The sequence below is a fragment of the Alphaproteobacteria bacterium endosymbiont of Tiliacea citrago genome (assembly GCF_964031065.1).
In the GTDB taxonomy this organism is placed as follows: Bacteria; Pseudomonadota; Alphaproteobacteria; order CAJXXZ01; family DAHXLG01.
Window position 1 is genome coordinate 483,338 of the sequence record NZ_OZ034995.1, and the last position, 23,369, is coordinate 506,706.

General features: G+C 27.6%; 28 protein-coding genes and 2 tRNA genes. 11 read left to right on the forward strand and 19 right to left on the reverse strand.

Translation table 11 applies throughout. The features are described 5' to 3' along the window. Positions 1-2: 2 nt before the first annotated feature. The 5 genes from AAHM83_RS02645 to AAHM83_RS02665 are packed head-to-tail and all read right to left on the reverse strand — an operon-like array spanning position 3 to position 4,861. On the reverse strand, positions 3-1,487 hold the full coding sequence (locus AAHM83_RS02645) for a GIY-YIG nuclease family protein (RefSeq protein WP_342261944.1): 1,485 nt from the start codon (positions 1,485-1,487) through the stop codon (positions 3-5). Then, the gene (locus tag AAHM83_RS02650) at positions 1,480-1,983 is read right to left on the reverse strand and encodes a CDP-alcohol phosphatidyltransferase family protein (RefSeq protein WP_342261945.1); all 504 of its coding nucleotides are present in this window, start codon (positions 1,981-1,983) and stop codon (positions 1,480-1,482) included. The genes AAHM83_RS02645 and AAHM83_RS02650 overlap by 8 nt, the downstream gene beginning before the upstream one ends. After that, positions 1,980-3,590 carry a CTP synthase gene (locus AAHM83_RS02655; protein ID WP_342261946.1) on the reverse strand — a complete coding sequence of 537 codons (1,611 nt, stop codon included), beginning with the start codon at positions 3,588-3,590 and terminating at the stop codon, positions 1,980-1,982. The genes AAHM83_RS02650 and AAHM83_RS02655 overlap by 4 nt, the downstream gene beginning before the upstream one ends. 10 nt (positions 3,591-3,600) lie before the next feature. Beyond that, complete coding sequence (locus tag AAHM83_RS02660; RefSeq protein WP_342261947.1) at positions 3,601-3,897, reverse strand: hypothetical protein; 297 nt, start codon at positions 3,895-3,897, stop codon at positions 3,601-3,603. Positions 3,898-3,949: 52 nt separating this feature from the next. Further along, positions 3,950-4,861, reverse strand: a complete 912-nt coding sequence (locus AAHM83_RS02665) for a cation diffusion facilitator family transporter (protein ID WP_342261948.1) — start codon at positions 4,859-4,861, stop codon at positions 3,950-3,952. A 68-nt stretch (positions 4,862-4,929) separates the two neighbouring features. On the opposite strand from AAHM83_RS02665, the gene AAHM83_RS02670 reads away from it, so the two are divergent. The 4 genes from AAHM83_RS02670 to AAHM83_RS02685 are packed head-to-tail and all read left to right on the forward strand — an operon-like array spanning position 4,930 to position 7,164. Next, a complete protein-coding gene (locus AAHM83_RS02670) occupies positions 4,930-5,295 on the forward strand; it encodes a hypothetical protein (RefSeq protein ID WP_342261949.1) in 366 nt (121 codons plus the stop codon). Beyond that, positions 5,292-5,906 (forward strand): hypothetical protein, encoded by a 615-nt coding sequence (locus AAHM83_RS02675; protein WP_342261950.1) that lies wholly within the window; start codon positions 5,292-5,294, stop codon positions 5,904-5,906. Before AAHM83_RS02670 ends, AAHM83_RS02675 begins: the two co-directional genes overlap by 4 nt. Then, positions 5,903-6,469: a dCTP deaminase gene (dcd, locus tag AAHM83_RS02680; RefSeq protein WP_342261951.1), complete on the forward strand. Its 567-nt coding sequence runs from the start codon at positions 5,903-5,905 to the stop codon at positions 6,467-6,469. The genes AAHM83_RS02675 and dcd overlap by 4 nt, the downstream gene beginning before the upstream one ends. Then, positions 6,466-7,164: a prolipoprotein diacylglyceryl transferase gene (locus AAHM83_RS02685; RefSeq protein ID WP_342261952.1), complete on the forward strand. Its 699-nt coding sequence runs from the start codon at positions 6,466-6,468 to the stop codon at positions 7,162-7,164. Before dcd ends, AAHM83_RS02685 begins: the two co-directional genes overlap by 4 nt. On the opposite strand, the gene AAHM83_RS02690 is transcribed toward AAHM83_RS02685, so the two are convergent. The 9 genes from AAHM83_RS02690 to AAHM83_RS02730 all read right to left on the reverse strand — a co-directional run bounded on the left by AAHM83_RS02690 (position 7,165) and on the right by AAHM83_RS02730 (position 13,255). After that, positions 7,165-7,293, reverse strand: coding sequence for a hypothetical protein (locus AAHM83_RS02690; protein ID WP_342261953.1), 129 nt, complete (start codon positions 7,291-7,293; stop codon positions 7,165-7,167). 234 nt (positions 7,294-7,527) lie between these two features. Next, the gene (locus AAHM83_RS02695) at positions 7,528-8,088 is read right to left on the reverse strand and encodes a hypothetical protein (RefSeq protein ID WP_342261954.1); all 561 of its coding nucleotides are present in this window, start codon (positions 8,086-8,088) and stop codon (positions 7,528-7,530) included. A gap of 86 nt (positions 8,089-8,174) precedes the next feature. Further along, positions 8,175-8,741, reverse strand: coding sequence for a hypothetical protein (locus AAHM83_RS02700; RefSeq protein WP_342261955.1), 567 nt, complete (start codon positions 8,739-8,741; stop codon positions 8,175-8,177). A 4-nt stretch (positions 8,742-8,745) separates the two neighbouring features. Then, entirely contained in the window at positions 8,746-9,459 is a 714-nt protein-coding gene (locus tag AAHM83_RS02705; protein WP_342261956.1) for an endonuclease III, read from the reverse strand. A gap of 40 nt (positions 9,460-9,499) precedes the next feature. Then, positions 9,500-9,573 (reverse strand) — tRNA-Arg (locus tag AAHM83_RS02710). 54 nt (positions 9,574-9,627) lie between these two features. Continuing rightward, positions 9,628-10,068, reverse strand: a complete 441-nt coding sequence (locus tag AAHM83_RS02715; protein WP_342261957.1) for a hypothetical protein — start codon at positions 10,066-10,068, stop codon at positions 9,628-9,630. Positions 10,069-10,103: 35 nt separating this feature from the next. After that, entirely contained in the window at positions 10,104-11,900 is a 1,797-nt protein-coding gene (gene lepA, locus AAHM83_RS02720) for a translation elongation factor 4 (protein ID WP_342261958.1), read from the reverse strand. A 207-nt stretch (positions 11,901-12,107) separates the two neighbouring features. Further along, complete coding sequence (locus AAHM83_RS02725; RefSeq protein WP_342261959.1) at positions 12,108-12,605, reverse strand: hypothetical protein; 498 nt, start codon at positions 12,603-12,605, stop codon at positions 12,108-12,110. Then, the gene (locus AAHM83_RS02730) at positions 12,602-13,255 is read right to left on the reverse strand and encodes a hypothetical protein (protein WP_342261960.1); all 654 of its coding nucleotides are present in this window, start codon (positions 13,253-13,255) and stop codon (positions 12,602-12,604) included. Before AAHM83_RS02730 ends, AAHM83_RS02725 begins: the two co-directional genes overlap by 4 nt. 125 nt (positions 13,256-13,380) lie before the next feature. Between AAHM83_RS02730 and AAHM83_RS02735 the strand changes: the two genes are divergently transcribed. Then, a tRNA-Arg gene (locus tag AAHM83_RS02735) sits at positions 13,381-13,454 on the forward strand. Between the two features lies 1 nt (position 13,455). Here the strand turns inward: AAHM83_RS02735 and AAHM83_RS02740 are convergent. After that, positions 13,456-13,791, reverse strand: a complete 336-nt coding sequence (locus AAHM83_RS02740; protein ID WP_342261961.1) for a hypothetical protein — start codon at positions 13,789-13,791, stop codon at positions 13,456-13,458. Positions 13,792-13,836: 45 nt separating this feature from the next. Beyond that, a complete protein-coding gene (locus AAHM83_RS02745; RefSeq protein ID WP_342261962.1) occupies positions 13,837-14,157 on the reverse strand; it encodes a HesB/IscA family protein in 321 nt (106 codons plus the stop codon). Between the two features lie 223 nt (positions 14,158-14,380). On the opposite strand from AAHM83_RS02745, the gene AAHM83_RS02750 reads away from it, so the two are divergent. After that, positions 14,381-14,722, forward strand: coding sequence for a hypothetical protein (locus AAHM83_RS02750; protein ID WP_342261963.1), 342 nt, complete (start codon positions 14,381-14,383; stop codon positions 14,720-14,722). After that, entirely contained in the window at positions 14,706-15,197 is a 492-nt protein-coding gene (locus tag AAHM83_RS02755; protein ID WP_342261964.1) for a hypothetical protein, read from the forward strand. Before AAHM83_RS02750 ends, AAHM83_RS02755 begins: the two co-directional genes overlap by 17 nt. Here the strand turns inward: AAHM83_RS02755 and AAHM83_RS02760 are convergent. Next, positions 15,194-16,027, reverse strand: coding sequence for a hypothetical protein (locus AAHM83_RS02760; RefSeq protein ID WP_342261965.1), 834 nt, complete (start codon positions 16,025-16,027; stop codon positions 15,194-15,196). The genes AAHM83_RS02755 and AAHM83_RS02760 overlap by 4 nt on opposite strands. Beyond that, the gene (locus AAHM83_RS02765; protein WP_342261966.1) at positions 16,024-16,434 is read right to left on the reverse strand and encodes a tRNA (adenosine(37)-N6)-threonylcarbamoyltransferase complex ATPase subunit type 1 TsaE; all 411 of its coding nucleotides are present in this window, start codon (positions 16,432-16,434) and stop codon (positions 16,024-16,026) included. Before AAHM83_RS02765 ends, AAHM83_RS02760 begins: the two co-directional genes overlap by 4 nt. 96 nt (positions 16,435-16,530) lie before the next feature. Between AAHM83_RS02765 and AAHM83_RS02770 the strand changes: the two genes are divergently transcribed. Beyond that, the gene (locus AAHM83_RS02770; protein WP_342261967.1) at positions 16,531-18,096 is read left to right on the forward strand and encodes a hypothetical protein; all 1,566 of its coding nucleotides are present in this window, start codon (positions 16,531-16,533) and stop codon (positions 18,094-18,096) included. Positions 18,097-18,099: 3 nt separating this feature from the next. Here AAHM83_RS02770 and radA read toward each other — a convergent pair whose 3' ends face one another. Continuing rightward, positions 18,100-19,431 carry a DNA repair protein RadA gene (radA, locus tag AAHM83_RS02775; RefSeq protein ID WP_342261968.1) on the reverse strand — a complete coding sequence of 444 codons (1,332 nt, stop codon included), beginning with the start codon at positions 19,429-19,431 and terminating at the stop codon, positions 18,100-18,102. A gap of 140 nt (positions 19,432-19,571) precedes the next feature. Here radA and AAHM83_RS02780 point away from each other — a divergent pair, with 140 nt between their 5' ends. From AAHM83_RS02780 to AAHM83_RS02790, 3 genes are all read left to right on the forward strand, one after another. Further along, positions 19,572-20,840: a S1 RNA-binding domain-containing protein gene (locus AAHM83_RS02780; RefSeq protein ID WP_342261969.1), complete on the forward strand. Its 1,269-nt coding sequence runs from the start codon at positions 19,572-19,574 to the stop codon at positions 20,838-20,840. Between the two features lie 254 nt (positions 20,841-21,094). Then, the gene (gltX, locus tag AAHM83_RS02785; protein WP_342261970.1) at positions 21,095-22,465 is read left to right on the forward strand and encodes a glutamate--tRNA ligase; all 1,371 of its coding nucleotides are present in this window, start codon (positions 21,095-21,097) and stop codon (positions 22,463-22,465) included. 25 nt (positions 22,466-22,490) lie between these two features. After that, positions 22,491-23,327, forward strand: a complete 837-nt coding sequence (locus AAHM83_RS02790; protein ID WP_342261971.1) for a hypothetical protein — start codon at positions 22,491-22,493, stop codon at positions 23,325-23,327. The last annotated feature ends 42 nt before the right edge of the window (positions 23,328-23,369 follow it).

A 23,369-nucleotide genomic window follows, 5' to 3' on the forward strand; every position in this document is an offset into this window, starting at 1 on the left:
AACTAATACTTACTAGAAAATCGATACATAGCGTTTTTTTTCGCCCAATTGTGAGCCGCTTGTCTGAGTTTTTCAAAAAATTTTAACAAATTTTCGTTGTTAATATCTAAAACTTTGCAATTATAATCGTATAAAATTCCACCCCTTCTGTTTTCGCCTTTTGCATAGGCGATAATTTTAGAAAAAGGAAACAAAGCCTTTTTGGCGATTTCTAATTGAGTTTTCCCACCATCAATTAAAATTAAATCAGGAAAATCATCCTCTTCACTCCTTTTTTTTAACCCAAATTCTAAAATTTCAAGGTCATTAAATGAATTTTGATTGTATCTCCAAACTTTATATTCATTTTTTAAGATTTCTCCATAAATATTAAATTTCACCCTACCACAAAGAGCAAATTTACCATTATAATGAGAACAATCATAAGCCTCAACCGTATTCAGCTTCTCTAGCTTCAAAATGTTTTTCCAACAAAAAGCTTCATTTTCTTCTGAAATCAAATTATTAAATCTATCTTGAGCAAAATTCACTATTTTCATTTCTTTATCGCTTAATTTATTTGTGTATTTAAAAAAAAACAAAGGTTCTTTTCCAATAATTTTATGCTTAGGCTCATCCAAATAATACGTAAATAAAACATCTTTTTTCTCAATATTTGGCTCATATTTTCGGTATTCAATATTAACAATAGCTCCATTTTTAATAGACTCTATGTAAAAAATATTTTGATAAAACAAAACAATATCTAGTTGTTTAATATTATCAAAAAAAATTCCTTGTTTTTCTTTAATTTTGATTAACAAATTAATATTGTCACGCAATTTAGCGGCTAATTCAAATTTTTCATTAATAATATGATCAGAAAGTTCTTTGGTTAATGTTTTTAATATTTCTTTGTTTTTGCCATTAAATAAATCTTTCATTTGTTGAACTTTTTTATTGTATTCTTCAGATGAAATTAACTGAACACAAGGGGCACTGCATTTTTTGGAAAAGTACTCTAAACACGGTCTTTTTCTTCTTTTAAAAGAAAAGTCTGAACAAGTGCGCACCTGAAAAATTGTTAAAAGTTCTTGAATAATTTGCTGAATATTATAATACGATAAAAAGGGTCCTATTGCATCTTTTTCCCATTTTTTCTTGATTAAAATTTTTGGATATTCATGTTTTGAAAAAGTTATATAAGTGAAAGACCTACCGTTTTTATATTGAATATTATATTGAGGCTGTTTCTCTTTGATAAGTTGAGCTTCCAATAAAAAAGCCTCGTTTTCATTTTCTGTAATGTAAAATTTTAACTCGATTGCTTCATTTATCATCTGCAAAAACCTATTAGACAAATTATCTAATTTAAAATAGTATTTTGTTCGTTTTTTTAAATTTTTTGCTTTGCCAATATAAAGGACTTTTTCTTTTTTTCCTAAAAACACGTAAACTCCAGGTTTTTCTGGTAATTTCTTTTGTTCCTCTATTAAAATTTCATTCATTCCTAAAAAATAATTTTATATAAAATATTACTGAAAATATACCTGTAATAAAAAACAATACAAAAAAAGCACTTAGTAGAATATAATTATTAGTTTGAAGAAAAGATAAAGTTAATATGAAAATAAATTGAAGTGCTGTGTGAATTTTTCCTATTTTTAATGAGTTAAATTTGTTTTTTCTCGTTAAAAAAAGTGCTAACAGACAAATATCCCTGAAAAACCAAAGACTCAAAACAATAAATATTTTGTTGCTAAAAGTGTTTAATAGTAAACCAAAAGTTGACAGATATAAAAAAAGTTTATCTGCAAAAACATCAAAAACTGCTCCAAAATTAGATTCTTTTTTATAAACTCTTGCTAAAAAACCATCAAAAACATCACAAAAAATAGCAAAAATTGATAAAAAAATGCTCATTTTCATATGTTTTTTGTATAAAAAATACATCATAAATGGTGAAATTATAACTCTAAATGATGTTAAAATATGATGAATCATAGTCTGTTTTTAATTGCTTTCAAAAATCCTAAAAATAATGAATTTGGTTTTTTTATTGTTGAATTAAACTCTGCATGAAATTGTCCTGTTATGAAAAAATCACAATCCTTTCTTTCAACTGCTTCAACTAAATTATCACTTGTATATGCACTTATTGTTAATCCTACCTTTTCTAAAAAATCTTTATATTTATTGTTAAATACGTATCTGTGCCTATGTCTTTCGATTAAAAATTCCGAATTATATAAGGATTTTGTTAAAGTGTTTTCAACTAATGTGCTTTTATAGGAGCCTAATCGCATTGTTCCACCTAAATTTTCACCTAAGGTTATTGTTTTATCTTCTTTTTTCCATTCAGACAACTTAAAAACAACTGGATCTGGTGTGTTTGGCGTGAATTCTGTTGAATCTGCTTCTGGAAAAATTGATTTTAACGCTTCTATTATTGATAATTGCATCCCTAAACACATGCCTAAAAGTGGAATGTTGTTGTTTTTTGCATATGCTATTGCTTTTATTTTTCCATCTATTGCTCTTTTTCCAAATCCTCCTGGAATGAAAATTCCATGCATATTTTTTAGATCTTCTTCCTTGAGTTCTTCTGCGTTTATTATGTGTAAATTTGCGTGTATATTATTTGCTATTGCTGCATGATATAAAGCTTCTTCAACTGATTTATAGGCATCTTTGCATTGCACATATTTACCTACTATTGCTATATCGATTTTTGGGAGATCTTTTTCTATTGTGTTTACATAATTTGTTAAAAAAGTTAAGTCTTTTTCCCTTTTTTCTAAGTTGAAAATCTGCAATACTCGTTCGCAAATTGATTCTTCTTCATACGCTAACATTGCATGATAAATTGATTTTGCATCTAAGGCTTTGAAGATATTTTCTTTTTTTATGTTAGATAATAATGATAATTTTTCTTTCCAATTTTCTTTGTTTTCATTTTCCATTCTGCATAGTAGAATATCTGTTTGAATTCCATAGCTTAATAAATCTCTTATTGAATGTTGAATTGGTTTCGTTTTCCACTCACCTGCTTTGCTTAAATATGGCATTAATGCCACGTGGGCTGATATAACATTGTTTTCTTGGGCTTTAATTTGACGAATTGTTTCCAAAATTGCTATGTTTTCTATATCTCCAACTGTTCCTCCTATTTCGCAAATTAAAAAATCGTAGCCTTCTGTACCTTTAAAAATTGCTTTTTTTAATTCTGTTGTGAAATGGGGAACTACTTGAACCGTTTTGCCTTCGTATAAACCTTTTCTTTCTTTTGTTAAAATTTTTTGATATATTGACCCTGCTGTTATATAATCGTTTTTTGAAGTTTTGCTGTTACCTAATCTTTCATAATGCCCTAAGTCGAGATCTGCTTCCATTCCATCTTCTGTTACAAACACTTCTCCATGTTCTAACGGACTTAATGTTCCTGGATCAACGTTTAAATATGGATCTATTTTTTTTAATTTTGTTGTGAATCCTCTTGCTGATAACAAACCTGAAATGATCGAAGCACAAATTCCTTTTCCTAAAGAAGAAACCACTCCCCCTGTTACAAAAATAGTTTTTAAGCTTTGATTATTTTTTGAGTTTTCCATTAAAATTAATTTAGTATTTTTTTTGATCTGTTACAATATAGTTTTTATATTCTCTTTGGTATAGAATATTGAGTATACACGTGTTAATTATAAATAAAACAACTAAAAAATAAGTGGATTTGATTCTAAAATCAGATCTGCTTGATGGTGCTGACAATTTTGTTTGAGTACTGAATTCTTCTGAATTTTTTTGTAAATAAACTAATAATGCTAACAACATGCTAATAATTACTTCTAAAGCAAAGCAAATATTAAAAAAAGTAAAAAGATTTAATAAAAAACATAATGATCTTAAAAATATAGACATACTGTGAAAGTACCATTATTTCTTATAAAAAACAAGATAATGATTGTTTCTTTTATACTAATTCTATTTTTATTTTAAAATTTGAATTTTGACCAATTGATTCATTATCATGGTTGCATGAACTTGAATGTTTATGATCTTTTAATTTTAAGGCAGTTGTTATTTTTTCTTTTAATGCATTAACATTATCAATAAAATTGGGCTCTACTTTTATGTTGATTTGAAAAATTTGCCCTGAAAACATAACATTTATATTTTCATCTTTTATTTCATAGCCACTTTCTTTTACTATCTTGCAAATTTCTTCTTTTTCTTTTTGAAAGTTTAAGTCTAAGAGCGAATAAATTGAAACTTTAAATAATCCTATAACAGATTTTATCAAGTAAAAACTTACCATCACCCCTAATGCGGCATCTATCCACATTATGTTAAATAATTTCATGAAAATAAAACCTATAAATATAAATGAATTTGAATAAATATCTGATATATAGTGTATCATATCTGCTTTTACTATTAATGAATTAGTTTCTTTAACCACTTTTCTTTGATATAAAACCAACGTAAAGCTTAACAAAAAAGATATTACAGCAACAAAAAATATGTTTTGAAAGTTATGAATTTCATGATGTTGACATAACAATTTTTCAAAGCTTTCATGTAAAATTTCAAAAGCAAGAAATGATATCACAAAACATTGGAACGTCGTTATTAAAATAGCCACTTTGTCGAACCCAAATGGTGCTATTTTTTTGTTTTTAAAAGATAATACATAAACAGCGAATAAATTGATTAATGAAATACCTGAGTCCATTAAAGAATCTGTTGCGCTTGCATGCAACGAACATGAATCTGTTGTTTTGTATATATAAAATTTTAATATGCATAATATCACTGAAATCGTGACTGCAAAAAAAGAGGCTTTCTTTATTTTCCATTGATTAATTTCTTTTTGATTTGTCATCTTGATAAAGTATATTTGATTAACTTTTAATTTGCAATATAATTTAAATTTGCTATCATTATTTTGAAATGTTGGAAGAAAAAATTACAAGGCTGGTTGAAAATCGCAAAAAAATTAATTCTAGCTTATCCTTTAAGGAAATTTCTGCTGTTTGGACTGATGTCAAAAAAGAACATGAAGAATGTAAACAAGAGCTTAAATTAATATTGGATGAAATAGATTCTTTTAATAAAGAAGTTGTTTTGGACAAACCTTTACCAGAAGATTTTGATTTTGATTTTGCTTTTAATAAAATAAAAGACATATCTGAAAACATTAAAAAATGTACTGCTTCTGATTTTGCTAAAAATATAAAAGAATTATCTGAATTAAAACAACAGTGTTTTCAATTTTTATCTCAAGAAAAAGCAAAGATAGAAGAGGTTGAATTATGATTTTTATTTTTTTTTGTTTTTGTATATTTTTTGTATTTTATTTGAACTATAAAAAAAAGAGAATTGCTCCTCTTAATCCCGATAATTATATTCTTTCTCCTATTGATGGCTATGTTGCTAATGTTAAATCTATTAGTATCGATGATGTTTTGTATCTTGAATTAACTTTGAATTTTTCATTTTTTAGCGATAGAAATTTGTTTGCTTTGGCTCGTGGTGAATTGGTGGAAAAAGAACAAACAAAAGACAAGGTTTCATTTTATCTAATAAAAAATAAAGCTAATATTCAAACCGAAGAAATTGATTTGAGTAACAATGTTTTAGAAATAACTCATCATTCCAATTCTATTTTATCTAAACTTAATTTTTTTTCTGACTGTTTTGTTAGTTTTTATGAAAAAAGTTGGACTCCCGCTATTAATTATGGTTGGATGCTATATGGAGATCATGTGAAAGTTTTATTAAACGCCTCTTCTGTTGAAATGGTTGCTTCTTCATATCAAAATTTAATTGGTGGCGAAAGTATTTTGGCTGTTTATAAAAATTCACATCAAGACACTATAAAGAAAAATAATGAATCAATTGACTCTGAGATTAAGGAAAATCAATGATTTTATCGGATAAGCAGATTAAAAAATTAATTACAGAGCAAGAAATGATTTCTCCATTTGAGGAGACAATTAATACTGGAATCTCTTATGGTGTTTCCTCTTATGGTTTTGATGCTAAATTATCAAATAAAATGTTTTTTTTTGATAAAGAGCTTAACGAGCACTTAATTTTAGACCCTAAAAATATTAAAGAAAAAGATGGTTTTTTTCATGTTTTAGAGTCAAACGATTTTTTTATTGTTCCTCCTTATAGTTTTGCACTTGGAAAAACTAAAGAATACTTCAAAATTCCAAGTGATGTTTTGGCTCTTTGTATTGGAAAATCTACTTATGCTAGATGTGGTCTTATTCTAAACGTAACTCCTTTAGAGCCTGGATGGGAAGGTTTTGTTACTTTAGAGTTTTCTAATTCTACTCCTTTTCCTATTAAACTTTATGTTGATGAGGGAGTTTGCCAATTTGTTTTTTTTCAAGGAGATGAACAGTGTGAGGTAACTTATAAAGACAAACTAGGTAAATATATGCATCAAGTTGATATAACTTTACCAAAAAACAAGTTGTGATTTTTGCTGTTAGCCCTATTGCTTTTTCATTTTTTGGTATAGATATATATTGGTATAGTTTATCTTATATTTTTACATTTTTAATCGGAGATTTTTTAATTAAAAACATGGTAAAAAAAAACAACCTTCCTTTTTCTCAAAAAAACCTTGATAATTTGTTTATTTTAATTGTTTTAGGAGTTGTTTTTGGTGGCAGATTGGGGTATTTTTTATTTTATGATTTTTATAATTTTACTGAGTTTTTAAATATACGAAATGGTGGTATGTCATTTCACGGTGGTTTTTTAGGGGTTGTTTTTTCTGTTCTTTTTTATTCTTTTTACTACAAAAAAAATTGTTTAATAATAGCTGATTTAATTGCTTCTATTACCCCTATTGGCTTGTTTTTAGGCAGAATTGCAAATTATTTGAACGATGAAATTTTAGGTTCAATTTTTTTTAATTGGGATTATGTTGTTTTATATGAGTCTTTTTTTGAAGGTTTTGTATTGTTTTTAATTTTAAATTTTTATTTTAATGATTTTGAAAAAAAAGGGAAAAAATTTTATTTATTTTTGTTTTTTTACTCTTTATTTAGGATCTTTTTAGATTTTTTCAAAGAAAGAGTTCTTGTTTTGTTCTTTTTTGACATCGGGCAAATTTTATCTATTTTCATGCTTTTAATTGCTGTGTTTTTTTTGTATTTTTTCAACTAACTATAAAAATCGTTCTTTTTCTTTCTTTTTGAAATCCTCCTCTTTTTCAATATAACTTCTAAGTTCTTTATCAAAATTATTTTTTACTTTTAAAAAGTTGTTTTTGCTGTTTGTTAACTTATTTTGCATTTGCAGTAACTTTGATTCACTTATCTATTTATTTTTTTTCTTTAAAGAAAAACGAAAAATAAAAAAAATACACGCTGAGGCTATTAAACTTTTCTAGGCGTTAAACTTGTTGGCTCCAAATTTTTTTTGATTTTTTTGATCGTTTAATTTTTTGCTGTAATATATTTTTCTTCAATTTCACACTTAAAATTCAAGCTAATTAACAATAAAATCAATAATTTTTTATCCTTTTTGCTATAACGAATATTGCAAATTTATTAGACTTATTATTTTATCATAATTATTATTTGCAAGTTGAATTGCATAGTTATGATCTTCTTTGGAAAGTTTTAATTTTGTAGTTTTTTTTAGATAAGCATCATATGATTTATTTAATTTTTGTAACGAAGCATTTAGTCTCTTTTGTTTTTCTTTTAATTTTAAAGCTTTTAATAAACATTTGTTTTCAATGTTTTGGTTCAGTTGATTTATTTCTTCTAAAAAAAGAAGATTTCTATTTTCTAATTTAATACGATTTTTTAAATGAGATTTTTTTATTTTTTTATTAGTTTTTGTTAGTTTTTGCATTAAATTTTTATTTTTGTTTAAAATAATTTTTCTAGAATCTTTTTTGTTTTTAGATACAGATGATGTTTGTATTGTCGGTTGTATAAAGGGTTGTGTGAAGTGATCTATTATATTTGTTGTTTTGTTTAACTCTTGTTGTATAAAAATTGCTTCAGGTTGGTTATTAGTTAAAAGCAATTGTTCTGCTTTGCTGTTTATTAAAAATGACATCAATAAATATTTTTTCATTTTTATCTCCTATACCAGGATTTTACCAAAAAGACATTAATTTTTTGCCTTTGTTAACTTCTTTTATAAATTTATTAGAAATAATGTTAAAAATCTATTTTTATAAATTGATCATTATATTTTAAATTAACAAAATTTTCTGATACTTCAATTATTGAACAATGTTCATTTATTTTTAATTTTTGATTAGAATACATTTCGTTATTAATGTTTATACTCCAATTATTTGCATTAATAAAGAAAAATGAATTTATTTTTATCCTGTTTATATCAAACTGCTCTTCTTTTTTATACTCTATTTTTAATATTTTTTTTTCCGAGACTTTTTTAATAGATTTGAATGTTATTAAACATCTGTCATCAAATTGTTCTATTTGATAAGGTTCGTTGTCATCAAACTCCTCATAATTAAATTCATTTTTTTCAACAAAAGCTTCCACATATCCATCAACAATCTTAAAACTAATTACTTTTCCGTTGTATTTTTTAATTGTTTCATTATAAATTTCAAAATTTTTAAAAGATACTTCAATTGATTTTTTTTTGTTCGTATAAAATTTTTGATAACAAATATGAGAAAGATAAAAAAAAGAAAACGCACAAAAGGCTATAGAAAAATATTCGAAATATATACTTTTATCTTCGTTTAACATCTGACTATATGATATCTTTATTTTTATAAAAAAAACAATGCTCTTTTAACTTGCATTCTGAACATTTTGGTTTTACCGCTTTACAAATTGTTCTTCCATGATATACAAGAAAATGGCAAATTTTATTTTTATAATATTCTGGCACAATATCCATTAATTTTTTTTCAATTTCTAAGGGGTTTTTGTTATCTGAAATTCCTAATCTGTTTGTTAATCTTATAACATGCGTATCAACTGGAAATACATTTGCATTATAAACTACATTTAAAAATACATTTGCTGTTTTTCTTCCAACTCCGCTTAATGTTAATAATCCTGATCTAAATGATGGAATTCCTTCTTTTGAAATAATTGGTCCGAACAAGTTTAAATCATCTTCGATAAAGTTTTTTTCATAAAAAGATTCATACCAACTTTTAATATTCAATGTTTTTTTTAATTGAATAATTTGTTTGCACAATTCTAAAATGTTTTTTCCTTTGTTTCTCCATAATCCAATTTTTTTTATATATTCAAACAATTCATTTCCTAATTCTAAAATTTTTTCAGGAGAATCGTGCTGGTCAAATAAACTGGGTGTTTGGGTGTTGACAAAATCATCTCTTGATTGAGCTGATAAAATAATTGCAACTAAAAATGTAAATTCATTTTTATAAATCAAAGCGCTTTTTAATGGATAATTATAAGACTCTAAAATTTCAAAAATTGCACTATTCATTTCTTTACTATATTAAAACATTTTGAATAAAAAGAAAAAGTGCGCTTGGCAAGATTCGAACTCACAACCCTCAGATCCGTAGTCTGATGCTCTATCCAATTGAGCTACAAGCGCCTTCTTTTATTATATAAAAAAACAAAATAACAATCAATTTGAAGCTTTAAATTTTTAGTATTTAGAATAAATAGGCGGATAGTTTGGTATATCAAAATCATTAGGCGGATTATCTGTGCAACTTTTTAGATCAGCAACTTTAAAAACACTCTGTTTGTAAGAATTAATTAAAGCTTCTGTGTGTTTAGAATAAATAATCGTTGGTATATCAAGATCATTAGGTGGATTATCTGTGCAACTTTTTTTATCATCACTAAAAAGAGTCCTTTTACAAGAATTGGATAAATCTTCTGCTTTTTTTTCATCAGCCATGCTAAAGGAAACATGTTTTTTTGTGGAACCTGCCTTTTGATCATCGTCTATACTAAAAGAAACGTGCTTTTGCTTTTTTATGGAATCTGACTTTTTTAAAATGCTTTTTTGAGATGGGGAATCACTTGAATCGTTATCATTTTTAGCGTAACAATTTAAAATTATAAAAAACAATTTGCTCATGACTATTAGTGTAAAACAAAAGTGGTAAAAAAAAATTAAGTTCGTTTTAAAATTTTAAGCATCGCTGAATTTGGGATTGTTACCCTTCCAACTGACATTTCTTTCATTCTTTTTTTTCCTTCTTTTTGTTTTTCAAGTAATTTCTTTTTTCTTGTTACATCACCACCATAACATTTTGCTGTAACATCTTTTCTTAGAGCTGAAACTGTCTCTCTTGCTATTATTTTTCCTCCAATTGCTGCTTGTAATGCTATTGCAAACAACTCTCTTGATATTTCTTCTTTTAATTTTTGCACAGCATAACGTCCGTAAGCTTCTGCACTATCTTTGTGTACAATTGTGGCTAAGCTATCAACTTTAGTTGCGTTTACTAAAATATTTACGACGACAACCTCTGTTTCTTTATTTCCACAGCTTTCATAATCAAAACTTGCATATCCTTTTGATAATGATTTTAATTTATCATGAAAATCGAAAATAATTTCACTTAATGGTATTTCATATAAACAAGATATATTTTGTTGAGTTCCTATTTTGTTTAAATATACTATTTGTTGATTTCTTGCTCTTTTTTCTAAACATAATTTTATAATTTCACCTAAATAATCTTCTGGCGAAAAAATTGTAACTTTAACCCAGGGCTCTAAAACTTGTTTTATTTTAGGTGTTTCTGGCATAAAACTAGCATCATGAACTTTTAAAGTCTCATCATTTGTTTGAATAACTATATATTCAACTGTTGGAGCCGTTATAACTACGTTCATATCGAACTCTTGTTCTAATCTTTGTTGAATAACCTCTAAATGTAAAAGACCTAAAAATCCGCATCTAAAACCCACACCCAAAGCTGGAGAATGTGTTGGTTCAATCACTAAACTTGCATCGTTCAAAGCTAATTTTTCGATTGCGTCTTTTAATTCTTGATAATCTGATGCATCAGTTGGAAACATTCCGCAAAAAACAACTGCTTTTTGTGGTGGAAAGCTTTTTAGAGGTGGCCCCAAATAATTTATATGGGTTAATGTATCCCCTACTGAGCAATCTTTTACGTTTCTAATATTTCCAATTATTATTCCAACATCTCCTGCTGTTAATTCTTGTATATACTCAATTTGTGGCCTTAAATAACCTAGCTTTTCTATTTTAAAGATACTTTCTTTTGAATGAAATTTAAAAGATTCGTTTAATTTGATTGTGCCAGATTGAACTTTAACTAATAAAACCACCCCTAAATATATATCAAACCAAGAATCTATTAATAACGCCTTGAAATCGGTTTCTTCAGATATAATCGGTGGAATTCTTTTTACTAATTCACTTAATAATTCCTCTATTCCTATACCTGTTTTTGCTGATATTAAAATTGGCTCATCGTCTATACCCAAAACATCAACCAATTGCTGAGAAACAGCTTCTACTTGTGCTCCTGGAAGGTCTATTTTATTGATTACTGGTACTAATGTTACGCCTTCTTCCATCGCTCTATACACATTTGCTATGGTTTGCGCTTCAACTCCTTGTGATGCATCAACTAACACTATCGCTCCATCTGAAGCGGCCAAAGCCCTTCTAACTTCAAAACTAAAATCTACATGTCCTGGAGTATCTATTAAGTTAAGAGCATATTTTTCATTGTTGTATAAATAATTTAATCTTACTGTTTGTGATTTTACCGTTATTCCTCGTTCTCTTTCCACCTCTAGATTATCTAATAATTGATTTTGCATTTTTCTTTTTTCAACTGCATGGCAAGTCTCTAGAAGTCTATCTGCTAGTGTGGATTTTCCGTGATCTATATGTGCTATAATAGAAAAATTGATTTTTTTTTCCATGCTTAAGATTGTATTAAAAAATATAAAAAAAAGATACAAAACAATGAAAACATATTCTTTTTACTGTTAATTTTTGTGTCACTCTTTTTAAGGGGGTGGGCTTATTTCATGGAATTTATCATTTCGAACAGCTCCATACATTTACTTTTTTTCTAAAATTCTTTCAACTATTGTTTTTTTATTGAAATTTATTAGTGTCCAGCTTGCTTATCGCTGATTGTGTTTAAGATATAGTTGCTTCTCTGTATTATGTTTGTCGTACAAATTTTGTAGTTTTTCTAATGGTAAAATGCATTTTGCTTTTTCTAAAGTTTCTATTAAATTTTCTTTATTTATTTTTACAGGTTTACTAAAATCAGGCAAATTCTCTTGAATTATTAATTCAGATAAATTTTCCTCTTTAAGAAGAGTAGGTAAAAATTCTTCGACCTCTTTTTTTTCAACAGTCAATCTTTCGGCGATTTTGCTTATAAATAAAGTTTCTAGGTTTGCGTAGGTAGAAATTTTTGCTGGATATCTGTGTACAGATCCTAAGAGATGTATTTGAGTCTCACCTGGACATATATCAAACCAAAACTTTAGAATCGTATTTTTTACCTTTGAGCAGCCTTCAAACGTTTGCGAAATTGTTATTTCTAAAGCTTCGTTAAAATTATATTTCTTAATTTTATTAAAGTCTTTGGGATATTTTTCTTTATCAATCACATTATTCGTATCAAATATGAATAAATTAGAACTTTTTTCATTGAAATAATTTGCCCTATAGTAAAATCATCACTATCAACACAAACATTAGCTGCAGACATGCTTTTAGAATCAACATTTACGCTTTGTATATAAAGCACCCCTGGAGACATTCCATCATCATATGTCTCAACAGTGAAAGTCATGTTGTCGCCTAGAATTGTAAACAATTCTTCCGAACCTTCTAGCCTGACAGTGAAAGTTACAGAATCTGAAACCACTTCTTGTGTTGTGTAGACATCTGTTTTTTGAGTTACTCTTAAATTTGGTTTATTAAGTAATTCTACTTGATTTATATATAAAAATTTAAAGTTTTCATATGATAGCAACGCTTTAAAATTATAAGGATCTAGAAATATAGTGGCTATATCCTCTTTAATAGTTGATAAATATTTTTCAAAAAAATAAAATCCCATTAAATAGCAAAGCCCAGAAACTAAATAAAAATCGAAATTAGCATTGTTTATTGATTTATTTATTTTTTGATCTTTTTGAAAACTTACAAGCTTGGGAATAACTAACTGAGGGTTAAAAACAGCTGAATGTACAAGAAAACGAGGAGCCCTTAATTCACTTAGAGTAGCAAAAAAAAATAGTTTCTTTATATTCATAAATATTCTACATAGTATCATGTGTTAAGTTTTTTTTGAACTCCTTTTTCAAAGATGTAGGCTTTTTAAAGCGCTTATTTGCTGAATGTTGTGATTTTTTATTAATTAAATTATGATTATTAAATGCGTCTGTAGCTCAATTGGATAGAGCACCAGACTTCGGATCTGGGGGTTGCGAGTTCGAATCTTGCCAGGCGCACTTATTGGGTTCGTTTTTTTAAATATTGATATTTTTGTAAGTTGTACCAACATAGTTTCCAATCATGTTTTTTTGCTGCATTTATTGCTTCGTCTAACTCTTGTTTTAATGTGTTTTTTGAATTAAAAACGTCTTTTATTATTTGCTTATCAATCGCAGTTTCTCCGTGCTTTTCGCACAAAAAAAACAATTTTTTTATAGGGTCTTTTAAAAACTGATAAGCTAAATTAACAGCCTCTAAATCCACATTTTCTTTGATTTTTTTATAATACAAGTCATCTAAGTTTTCCGTTTCAAATTCATATGGAATATTAAATATAAGAAAGGCATCTATCATTATTTATAAGGTACTTTTTTATCTATGAAATGAAAAGATTATGCTTTAAACGAAGGATTTTCCGCACCCACATTGCTTTGATGTTTTTGTGTTTAAAAACACTAACATTGAACTTATTGCTGTTTTTTTATGGTCTAATCTTGAACCCATCACAAATAAAAGAGCTGTTTTTTTGATGTAAAAGTACCTGTTTTCCGCTATTTCAAGGCGCTCTTCTTCTATATGTTCATTCTCCAAATTAAATTTAAATTGCAGACCTGAACACCCTCCCTTTATTGCATCTACTGAAATGCCTATTGCTCCTTTTTCTTCGCATAAATCAAGAATATACTGCTTTGCTTCGTCTGTTATTGTTAAAATATCCATTGCTCTTCTATCATAAAAGTATTTTATTTTAAAAGAAAAATATAGTTGCTTTTTTCAAGTTATAAAAAAAATCAAGTTAAAAATACTAAAAAAAAAGCGTTAAAAAAGGTTTAAAAATGCTAAAAAAACGCTTAAAAACACTTGAAAAGTGATCAAAAACAATTAATTTTATTGCAATCCCGAAGATGTTGATTGGTCAAAAAAAATGAACTATAATGAAAATATGAAAATAAAAGAAATCTTATTGGCTGGGCTGTTCGTTTCTGTATCGAATTGGTCTCCTCCTAAAGAAGAACCACAAAAAAGGAAAAGTCCTCAGCTTGATTGGAAAAATATTAAGGAACCTCGTGCACCAGAACTACTTAGAGTAAACGCAGGTGGTGTTCCTTGTGTAATTGACGATAAATTTGATCAACCAGTTAGAATTGCAAATGAAGAAGAGATAAAAGCATGGAATAAATTTTGGATATATCAATATATTTTTGATGGAAAAACTGAGGAAGAAGCAAAGAAAGAAAAATGCATTATAGTTGAGGATAAAGATGGAAATGAAATATACATATAAAATTTTGTTGCTTTGTTTGTTTAATCAGATTTTTTCAAATCCTGATGATAATGAGCGTCTTTTTCAAAAAAGAAAAGAACAATTAACTCAAGAACTTGAAGATAAAGAGGAAGAGATTCAAAATAAGAACGAAATGATTGAAAATTTATCAAAAGAAGTTGCTGAATGGATGTCCAAATATAATGTTGCTGAAGCAAATATCCAATATAAAGATGCAGATTGCACAAGATTACTTAGAGAGCAAAATATAGGTTTTGATAGAATCATAAAAGAAAAAAACAGAGAAATTGATCAGCTGAAGAAAACAAGTTTTGGCTCAAAAGCGGCTCCTTACGTTGTTGCTATCACTTGTGCTGCTTTAACCTTTGTCATTGGAAATATTTATTATACTTTGTATATTGATACTGGTGAATCTTCTAAAAAAAAGAAAGATAAAAATTCAACTAAAGTTGATTTAGCTGAAAATAAGATTTAATTATACATTGGGTTAAATGTGAAGATTATTGAATCTGATCCTATTTTTTTTCCTGCTATTGGCAATGGTTTGATTGTCATTGTGTACATTAATTTTTTTATACTATCTACCAACGCTTTGTATTCTAATGTTTGTGGATAATTTTGTATTTCGTAATGAACTAATATCCCTTTTTTATTGAATTTTATTAGCACTGTAATTTTTAAATCTTTATCTAACAAAAAATCCGGAGGATTCCAATGCGCTTTTATATATTCAATCACATCGTTTTTGAATCTTATTTCATGAATACTTCCTCTTTTGCTTGTTTCATCTGTTTCTGATATATCGCTCATAATTATTGCGTTTTTTTGAGTTTTAGAATTAGATGCTTCCTCTTTGCCTGAGCTAGGTGTTTTTATTTGAGAGTTGGTTTTGGAATTTATATTTGAAGGCTGTTGTTTTAAATCACTTGATGGTTTTGGTTTGTTTTTTGTTTGAGAGGGCTTCTTATTTCTTAACTCTAGTTGATTTGGTTTATTTGGAGTTTTTATTATTGGCTCCGCCTCCTCTTGGGGTTTTGTTTCTTTAACTTGTTTTTCTATTTCATTTTTTAATTCTTCTTCTTTTTTTTGATTTTGTATTTGAAGATCTTGCTCTTTCATTTTTGTATTTCTTACTTCTCCTAATTTAATTGGCACACATACATTCGAATTTGTAATTTCTAATGGGCCATCTGTGAAATTAATTAAATCATTCGCTAACAACAGTAAACAAATTATTACATGCGAAACTATTGATTTATAAAAATATTTTTTTATATTTTCGTTATAACAATAATAATGTCTCATCTTCCCTCATCTATCATTAATACTATCTCTCTTTTTTCATTATGATAATCTATATTTAGTTTAATTTTTGTTGCCAAAAAATTTTTGACAATATTTTCTACCAAGTTACCCCATTCTATTATTATGCATTTTGATTCTAGCTCTTCTTCTATATTTAATAATAAAAATTGTTCTTTTGTTAGTGTGTATGCGTCTATGTGTAAAAACTCCCCATAAGTTAATGCGTGCAAAAATGATGGGCTACTTACTTTATATTCTTTTAAAACTTCTCTTAATAGCGTTGTTTTGCCCACTCCCATTGGACCGTTTATTAAAATTATTGATCCTATCTTGAAAAAAACTCTAATTTCTTTTGCTAAATTTGATATGTTTTGCAAAGTTAAAAAGTTTTTTAATATAATTTTCATTTTTTTATTATTATATTCTATTCAAATTTATTAAATAGTTTGATTGCTGTTTTTTTATTGCTTGTCAAATTATTTTTTTTTATATAAAATTATCGTATGAAGATAAAAAAAATACTATTGGCTACATTGCTGATGCACAATTCATCAATTTTTAGTCCTCAAATAAATGCAGCTTCGAGACGCAACACATTAAATTCTACTCAGGCACAAAGAAAAGCATCTAACGTAAGTCAAAATGAGGCAAACAGTAGCTCAGATAAAATTGCTAACGCAATTAGCATGCTTAATCAGTGTAAGTTTGGAAAAGTTAATCAGATAAATTTGAAGCCTGAACAGCGAAAAGTACTGGAAAGAGCTATGTTAGAGGCAAAAAAAATCTTTCGTGAAAAAAACCTTGACAAAGAAATACCTGAAGCCATATCGTCAAACAAAAACAGTGTTTATATAGTTCTTTATAAAAATAAAAATACAAAACAAATTTTAATTGAATTTTTAACAGAAGCACAAAAGAAACAAGAAGAACAACGTGCTCAAATATTAGAAAGAACAGATACTACTGCCTCAATAGAAAATATACAACAACCTTCTCAAAGAGCAGCAAGAACAGATACTGCCGCCTCAATATCATTTTGTATGGAAGCATCACCATCGCCGTATAGAGAGACGTCAATCAGCGCATTGAACTTGCAGGTTGTCCAAACACCATCACCATCACCACAAGCACAAACATCACCATCACCACAAGCACAAACATCATCATCACCACAAGTATCATTTCAACATTTAAGAGTACAATCTGAGACAGTATCTGATTCAAGATCTGTTTTAAATAGTACAGCTCCTGATCAACCAGGTTCACCAAGAGAACCAGTTGATATAGGTTCACCAAGAGACCCCATATATGGGTCTGAGCCTCCTACAGCGCGTTGTCCTGTTTTTAATCAAGTGTTTGATCAATTCAGACCTGACATTGAAATTATTACAACAATTCAAGAAGAGGACCATCAAAGAAAAATGATTCGAGAAGAGCTTCAAGCTTTTATAGAAATTCACGAAAAATATACAGCTGCATTAGAACAGTCTCACAAAGAGGCTCAAAAAGAGATTGCAAGCCATCAAGATGCTGAAAATAGTCAAACTGAATTACAACAAACTATTGAAAGATTAGAAAAGGCCAATTTAGATGCTCAACAAAAGCTTGAAACTACCTTAGAAGAGGCTCGACAAGAAGCTGCAAATAGTAAAGCTGCTTTAGACAAGTCTAAAAAAGAGAAAGATGATCTAGAAAAAGCCCTAACTAACTTACAACAGATTAAAAATAAATTAGAATACACTATTTCTAATCTTACCCAACAAAACACGAACAAAGAGAGTGAATTAGCTGAAAAAATCAAAATATTAGAAGACAGGTTAAAAAAAAGCAGTTTAGATCTTCAAAGTTATGTTTCTAGCAATAAAAAAGGAGCTCAAGGCATCTCAGTTGAGCAAAAAACTATAACCGAGAATCCTTCACACTCACCTTCTTCTAATACATCAAATAAATTTTTATTAACTGCTACTGGTTTAGTTGTGTTTGGTTGTGCGATGGTTTTTGTTTATAATTATATTAATATGCTTGAGGCAGAAAAAAAACAAAATGAAAGTACGGAACTTTTTATATAATTATTACAAAGATTTAAACCAGGACAAAACTTCTTTTACATTTGAAAACTTTATTACATCTTCGTATCTTTCCGATATATTCGCTGTTAACACTCCTTTGCATTTTAGTTTTATTGATTCTTCTATTCTTTTTATTGAATGTTGCACACTTCTTATTTCTCCTGATAGCCCTATTTCTCCAAATGCTACTAATCCACATGGAATTGCTACGTTTAAATGAGACGATAAAATTGCACATAATACTGCTAAATCTGCTGCTGGTTCTGTTATTTTTAATCCACTCATTACTGTTAAATATACGTCTTTATTTCCTAATGAAACTTTACAATGTTTTTCTAAAACTGCGCATATCATTGGAAGTCTGTTTTGATCCCAACCTATTACTGCTCTTCTTGGCATTTGAAGGTATGAATTTGACACTAATGATTGAATTTCTAACATTAGTGGTCTACTACCCTCAAAATTTGGAAAAATAACAGATCCTGTTGCATCTTTTTTTTGTTGATTTAAAAACATTAATGAGGGATTTAACACTTCTTTTAATCCATTTTCTTTAATTTCAAAAATACCTAACTCATCTGTTGGTCCAAATCTGTTTTTCATTGATCTTAACACTCGAAACGAATAATTTCTTTCTCCTTCAAAATATAATACTGTATCCACATTGTGTTCTAAAATTTTTGGCCCTGCTATTGCGCCTTCTTTTGTTACGTGACCTACTATTATTATTGCTATATGCTCTTTTTTTGCAAATTCTATTAATTTTTGTGCACAATATTTTATTTGACTTACCGAACCTGAATTACCATCTATTGCTTCACTATAAATTGTTTGAATTGAATCTATTATTATTAATGCTGTTGCTGATTTTTCTGCTTCTATTCCACTTAATATTTCTTCTAATTTATTTAATGATGTAAGTTTTAATGTTTTTCCTTCTATGTTTAATCTTTTTGCTCTTAATTTTATTTGAGATGTGGACTCTTCGCCTGATACATATATAACATTTTTACCATTAAAGTTTGAATCTGAAATTTGAAGCAGTAAGGTTGATTTTCCTATCCCTGGATCGCCTGAAATTAATATTACTCCTCCTTCTACTAAGCCTCCACCTATTGTTCTATCAAATTCTGTGATTTTGCTTTTTAATCTTTGTACCACAGAAATTTCGTCTGAATTTAATGATTCAAAAAAAATTGGAAAATAATTTTCTGCTTTTTTGTTTTTTTTCTCATTTGACAAATCTATTTCTTCTAAAGAATTCCATTCATTGCAATTTGAGCATTTTCCCATCCATTTTATATGCGTTGTTGCACAGTTAAAACATTTAAACATTATTTTTAGTTTAAGAAAAAGCTATTTTTTAGAAAAGTGCATTTGTTTTATCAAAATATAATTTTTCAAGCTTTCAAATTCATGAGTATTGTCTTTTTTTTGCTTATAAAATATCATTTATAGTAAAGGAAATAAACATAATGAGCACACAAAATGTAACTCCAGAAAACAGACAAATTTTTAACGATTTATTAGAAAAAATTGGCAATATCAAAAAAGGTAGTATTATGTCCGGAGTTGTTATGATGGAAGATAATTACTCTGTCTTTGTAGATTTAGGGCTAAAAGCATATGGAAAAATTCCTAAAGAAGAATTTTATATTGATGACAAAAAAGCTCTTCCTAAACAAGGCGAAGTTATTCCTGTTCTTTTAGAATCCTTAGAAGATTTGCAAGGAAATATTGTTATCAGTTACTCTAAAGCTCAAAGACAATCCAAATGGGGAACTTTAGAGCAATATTGCCAAAAAAGAACTTCAATTGAAGGCGTTGTTATGAAAAAGGTTCATGGTGGATGTATTGTTAGAATTTTAGATATTAGTGCTTTTTTGCCAAAAACACATTTTCCTAATGATGTAAAAGACCCAAAAGATTTGTTGAAAAGAAAATTGAATTGTACCATTATCAAAATGGATGCAAATAAAAGCAACATTGTTGTTTCTGCTAAAAATTCAAACGACATGGAAATTCTTTCCACTTTTTCAACTGGTCAAATAGTACAAGGTATTGTTAAATCTATATCTGAATCTTATGCTTTGATTGAACTTGGCTCTGGAATTAATGGAAAACTTCATATTAGGGAAATTAGTTGGTCTAAAATTGACAATATTTCTGATGTTTTAACTGTTGGAGAAACTCTTCAAGTCAAAATTATTTCTGATGGAAGTCGCGTTGATCTTAGTTTAAGAGAAGTTGATGGAAAAAATCCTTGGCTGAAAAGAATAGAAGAATTAGGTTTTGCTAAAGATCAAATAGTTACTGGAACAATTAACAAAATCGAAGAAAAAATATTATTTGTTAAATTTAACGAAGAAGTTTCTGGTTCTTTACACTTGAATGAGGTTGCTTGGAACAGAAAGTATCAAAATTTTAATGAGTTTGCTGAAGGAAAAGAAATTACCACAAGAGTTATTGATATTAATAGTAGAAACAATAGACTTGTATTAAGTATTAAAAGATTGCAAGAAAATTCTTTTGATCAGTTTAAAATTGGTTCTACTGTAATTGGTAAAATCACTGGTCTTTCTGAATTAGGTTATATTGTTCATGTACAAGATAAGTTGGATGGAATTATTCCTAACAGTTCTTATTATGTTGAAGGAACCTTACAAACAGACCAAGAAGTAACCGCTTACGTTCATAGCGTAGATAATTCTCAATTAATACTTGGAACTAAAGCTCCTAAATAAATTTTATCCTATGTAAGTTTTATGTGAAAAAGACTTTTTATTATATATTATTCAAACTTTACTTGTAAAGTGCGGAATGATCTTTTATAATAAAAACAACAATATTGATAATTCATTTTCTGTGTCTCATACATTTTTACTTTTTATTGAAATCTATTTTTATAACTTTAATTTCTTTAACCCCCTACTTTACTTCTAAGTCCATGGTCTATTTTATTCTTTATGAAAATCTGTTTTTATAATAAAATATCATAATGATTATAACTCGTTTTGCACCATCTCCTACTGGAACTTTACATATTGGAAGCGTTAGAACTATTTTGTTTAATTGGCTTTATGCAAAGGCTAATAATGGAAAATTTCTTTTAAGAATTGAAGATACAGATAAAGAAAGATCTAAACCAGAGTTTGTTGAAAATATTTTTATTACTTTAAACAATTTAGGCCTTGATTATGATGATGAAGTTGTTTATCAAAGCCAGAGGGAAAAAAGACATCAAGAGGTCGCTTATAAATTATTAAAAGATGGCCGAGCTTATAAATGTTATTGCACTGAAAAAGAGTTATCGGATGAAAGAGATTTTGCCCGCGCACATAATCAAACACCAACTTATAGTAGAAAATGTAGAAATTTAACAGAAGATAGAGACGGCCCTTTTACTATTAGGTTAAAAACAGAATTAACTGGAGCGCTTCATTTTAAAGATTTAATTCAAGGAGACTGCTCTGTGAAAAATGAACATATGGATGATATGATCTTGTTAAGATCTAATGGAGTTCCCACCTATATGTTTGCTGTTGTTATTGATGATTATGATATGAATATAACAACGGTAATTAGAGGTACTGAGCATTTAAACAATGCTTATAGACAATTACAAATTTATAAAGCTTGCGAATTTACTCCTCCAGATTTTGCTCATGTTTCTTTAATTCATGCAGAAGATGGCACAAAGTTATCAAAAAGAAATGGCGCAAAAAGCGTTGAAGAATATCAAAAAGAAGGTTTTTTAAAAGAAGCTATTCTCAATTATTTATTAAGGCTTGGTTGGAGCTATGGTGAAAATGAAATTATATCTATGCAAGATTGCTGTAAAATTTTTGATATTAAAAATGTTAGATCTTCTTCTGCCAGATTTTCTTTAGATAAAATGTTAAACATAAACTCAATTTATATTCGTAATTTATCTAATCTTGATCTTGTTGAAAAACTTCAAACTTTTGATAATAAAAATCGATATTCTAAAGAAGGTTGGAAAAGAGTTGAGCTTGGAATGGATGGGTTAAAATCTAGATCTAGAACATTATCTGAATTATTATTAATGTCAGATATTTATGGGTATGAAGATAATTATTATGAAAAAATAATGGAAACAACTGATATAAAAAATATTGAAAAATTTATTGATGAGACATTAACAAATCCTTGGAATACAAATAACGCTGAAATTTGGCTAAAAAATTTTTTGGAAAAAACAAATTTAAAGTTAAAAAATATAGCTCCAGCTTTGCGATTAGCAATTACTAAATCAAAAGTTTCTCCCTGTCTTTTTGAAATTTTGCAAAATTTAGGACCTGATTTAGTATTAAAAAGATTAAAAAACGCAATAACCACTATATTATAAATTTAATATTTTCTATATTATAACCATGATAAATTTCAAAAAAAATCTTTATATTATGTTATTACTAAAATATAATATAACTTCAGAAACCCAAGATAGAAACTATTTTTTAAACAGTCCTTCAAGATTAACGGCTGATTTTTTCTCAGAAAACATAGGAGATCAAGAATATTGTTTAAAATTAGAAGCTGGATATTGTATTTTTAATAAAGTTTTAAATCATTTTAACCAAACTTATTTAAAAATATTTGCAGAAGGTTACTGTTTAAGTAATAATTTTTCATTAGGTATTTTTATTGGTGGATTTATTAACCATTTCGAGCTTGGGCTTTCTTGTTCTTTGCATACAAAAATAATTAATTCCAGCTTTAACATAGGTCTTGGAAGCTCGTTTGACAAAGAAGAAGTGTTCATGAAAATGGAGTTTAAAAGCTATTTTAATTATAATAATTTCTACTTAGGCGGAGGCTTAGGCTTTATATTTTGTAGTAATTCTATAACACAAGAAAACAAGCCTAATAAATCTTACATATTATTTTTTGTTGGATATTCGAACAAAACATATTATGGAGAAAAACTAGATAATGAAATTAATAATTTTGTAACCTTTTTAAAAGATGATTCTAAAACTACCTATGAGGTAAACAGAGCTTATATTTCAACAGAGTATGATTGTTTGGGAACGCGAAAAGATCTTTATGAAATAACTAATTTTACAAAAAAATTCAAAGATGAAAAACTTTATCTTGATTTAAAAATGTTATATGAGGAATCTCTAAAAAGATTTAATGATTTAAAAGATTATGAAAAAATTATGTGTGAAGGATTCAGAAGATATTGTAATTGGTATGAAAACAAATAAAAACTTTAAATTAACCAAAAACCATATCATGTTTTTTATAAT

Coding starts and splice junctions, on each gene's coding strand:
- AAHM83_RS02645 (WP_342261944.1), bottom strand. CDS start 1,487: ATGAATGAAATTTTAATAGAGGAACAAAAGAAATTACCAGAAAAACCT.
- AAHM83_RS02650 (WP_342261945.1), bottom strand. CDS start 1,983: ATGATTCATCATATTTTAACATCATTTAGAGTTATAATTTCACCATTT.
- AAHM83_RS02655 (WP_342261946.1), bottom strand. CDS start 3,590: ATGGAAAACTCAAAAAATAATCAAAGCTTAAAAACTATTTTTGTAACA.
- AAHM83_RS02660 (WP_342261947.1), bottom strand. CDS start 3,897: ATGTCTATATTTTTAAGATCATTATGTTTTTTATTAAATCTTTTTACT.
- AAHM83_RS02665 (WP_342261948.1), bottom strand. CDS start 4,861: ATGACAAATCAAAAAGAAATTAATCAATGGAAAATAAAGAAAGCCTCT.
- AAHM83_RS02670 (WP_342261949.1), top strand. CDS start 4,930: ATGTTGGAAGAAAAAATTACAAGGCTGGTTGAAAATCGCAAAAAAATT.
- AAHM83_RS02675 (WP_342261950.1), top strand. CDS start 5,292: ATGATTTTTATTTTTTTTTGTTTTTGTATATTTTTTGTATTTTATTTG.
- dcd (WP_342261951.1), top strand. CDS start 5,903: ATGATTTTATCGGATAAGCAGATTAAAAAATTAATTACAGAGCAAGAA.
- AAHM83_RS02690 (WP_342261953.1), bottom strand. CDS start 7,293: ATGCAAAATAAGTTAACAAACAGCAAAAACAACTTTTTAAAAGTAAAA.
- AAHM83_RS02695 (WP_342261954.1), bottom strand. CDS start 8,088: ATGAAAAAATATTTATTGATGTCATTTTTAATAAACAGCAAAGCAGAA.
- AAHM83_RS02700 (WP_342261955.1), bottom strand. CDS start 8,741: ATGTTAAACGAAGATAAAAGTATATATTTCGAATATTTTTCTATAGCC.
- AAHM83_RS02705 (WP_342261956.1), bottom strand. CDS start 9,459: ATGAATAGTGCAATTTTTGAAATTTTAGAGTCTTATAATTATCCATTA.
- AAHM83_RS02715 (WP_342261957.1), bottom strand. CDS start 10,068: ATGAGCAAATTGTTTTTTATAATTTTAAATTGTTACGCTAAAAATGAT.
- lepA (WP_342261958.1), bottom strand. CDS start 11,900: ATGGAAAAAAAAATCAATTTTTCTATTATAGCACATATAGATCACGGA.
- AAHM83_RS02730 (WP_342261960.1), bottom strand. CDS start 13,255: ATGAATATAAAGAAACTATTTTTTTTTGCTACTCTAAGTGAATTAAGG.
- AAHM83_RS02740 (WP_342261961.1), bottom strand. CDS start 13,791: ATGATAGATGCCTTTCTTATATTTAATATTCCATATGAATTTGAAACG.
- AAHM83_RS02745 (WP_342261962.1), bottom strand. CDS start 14,157: ATGGATATTTTAACAATAACAGACGAAGCAAAGCAGTATATTCTTGAT.
- AAHM83_RS02750 (WP_342261963.1), top strand. CDS start 14,381: ATGAAAATAAAAGAAATCTTATTGGCTGGGCTGTTCGTTTCTGTATCG.
- AAHM83_RS02755 (WP_342261964.1), top strand. CDS start 14,706: ATGAAATATACATATAAAATTTTGTTGCTTTGTTTGTTTAATCAGATT.
- AAHM83_RS02760 (WP_342261965.1), bottom strand. CDS start 16,027: ATGAGACATTATTATTGTTATAACGAAAATATAAAAAAATATTTTTAT.
- AAHM83_RS02765 (WP_342261966.1), bottom strand. CDS start 16,434: ATGAAAATTATATTAAAAAACTTTTTAACTTTGCAAAACATATCAAAT.
- AAHM83_RS02770 (WP_342261967.1), top strand. CDS start 16,531: ATGAAGATAAAAAAAATACTATTGGCTACATTGCTGATGCACAATTCA.
- radA (WP_342261968.1), bottom strand. CDS start 19,431: ATGTTTAAATGTTTTAACTGTGCAACAACGCATATAAAATGGATGGGA.
- AAHM83_RS02780 (WP_342261969.1), top strand. CDS start 19,572: ATGAGCACACAAAATGTAACTCCAGAAAACAGACAAATTTTTAACGAT.
- gltX (WP_342261970.1), top strand. CDS start 21,095: ATGATTATAACTCGTTTTGCACCATCTCCTACTGGAACTTTACATATT.
- AAHM83_RS02790 (WP_342261971.1), top strand. CDS start 22,491: ATGATAAATTTCAAAAAAAATCTTTATATTATGTTATTACTAAAATAT.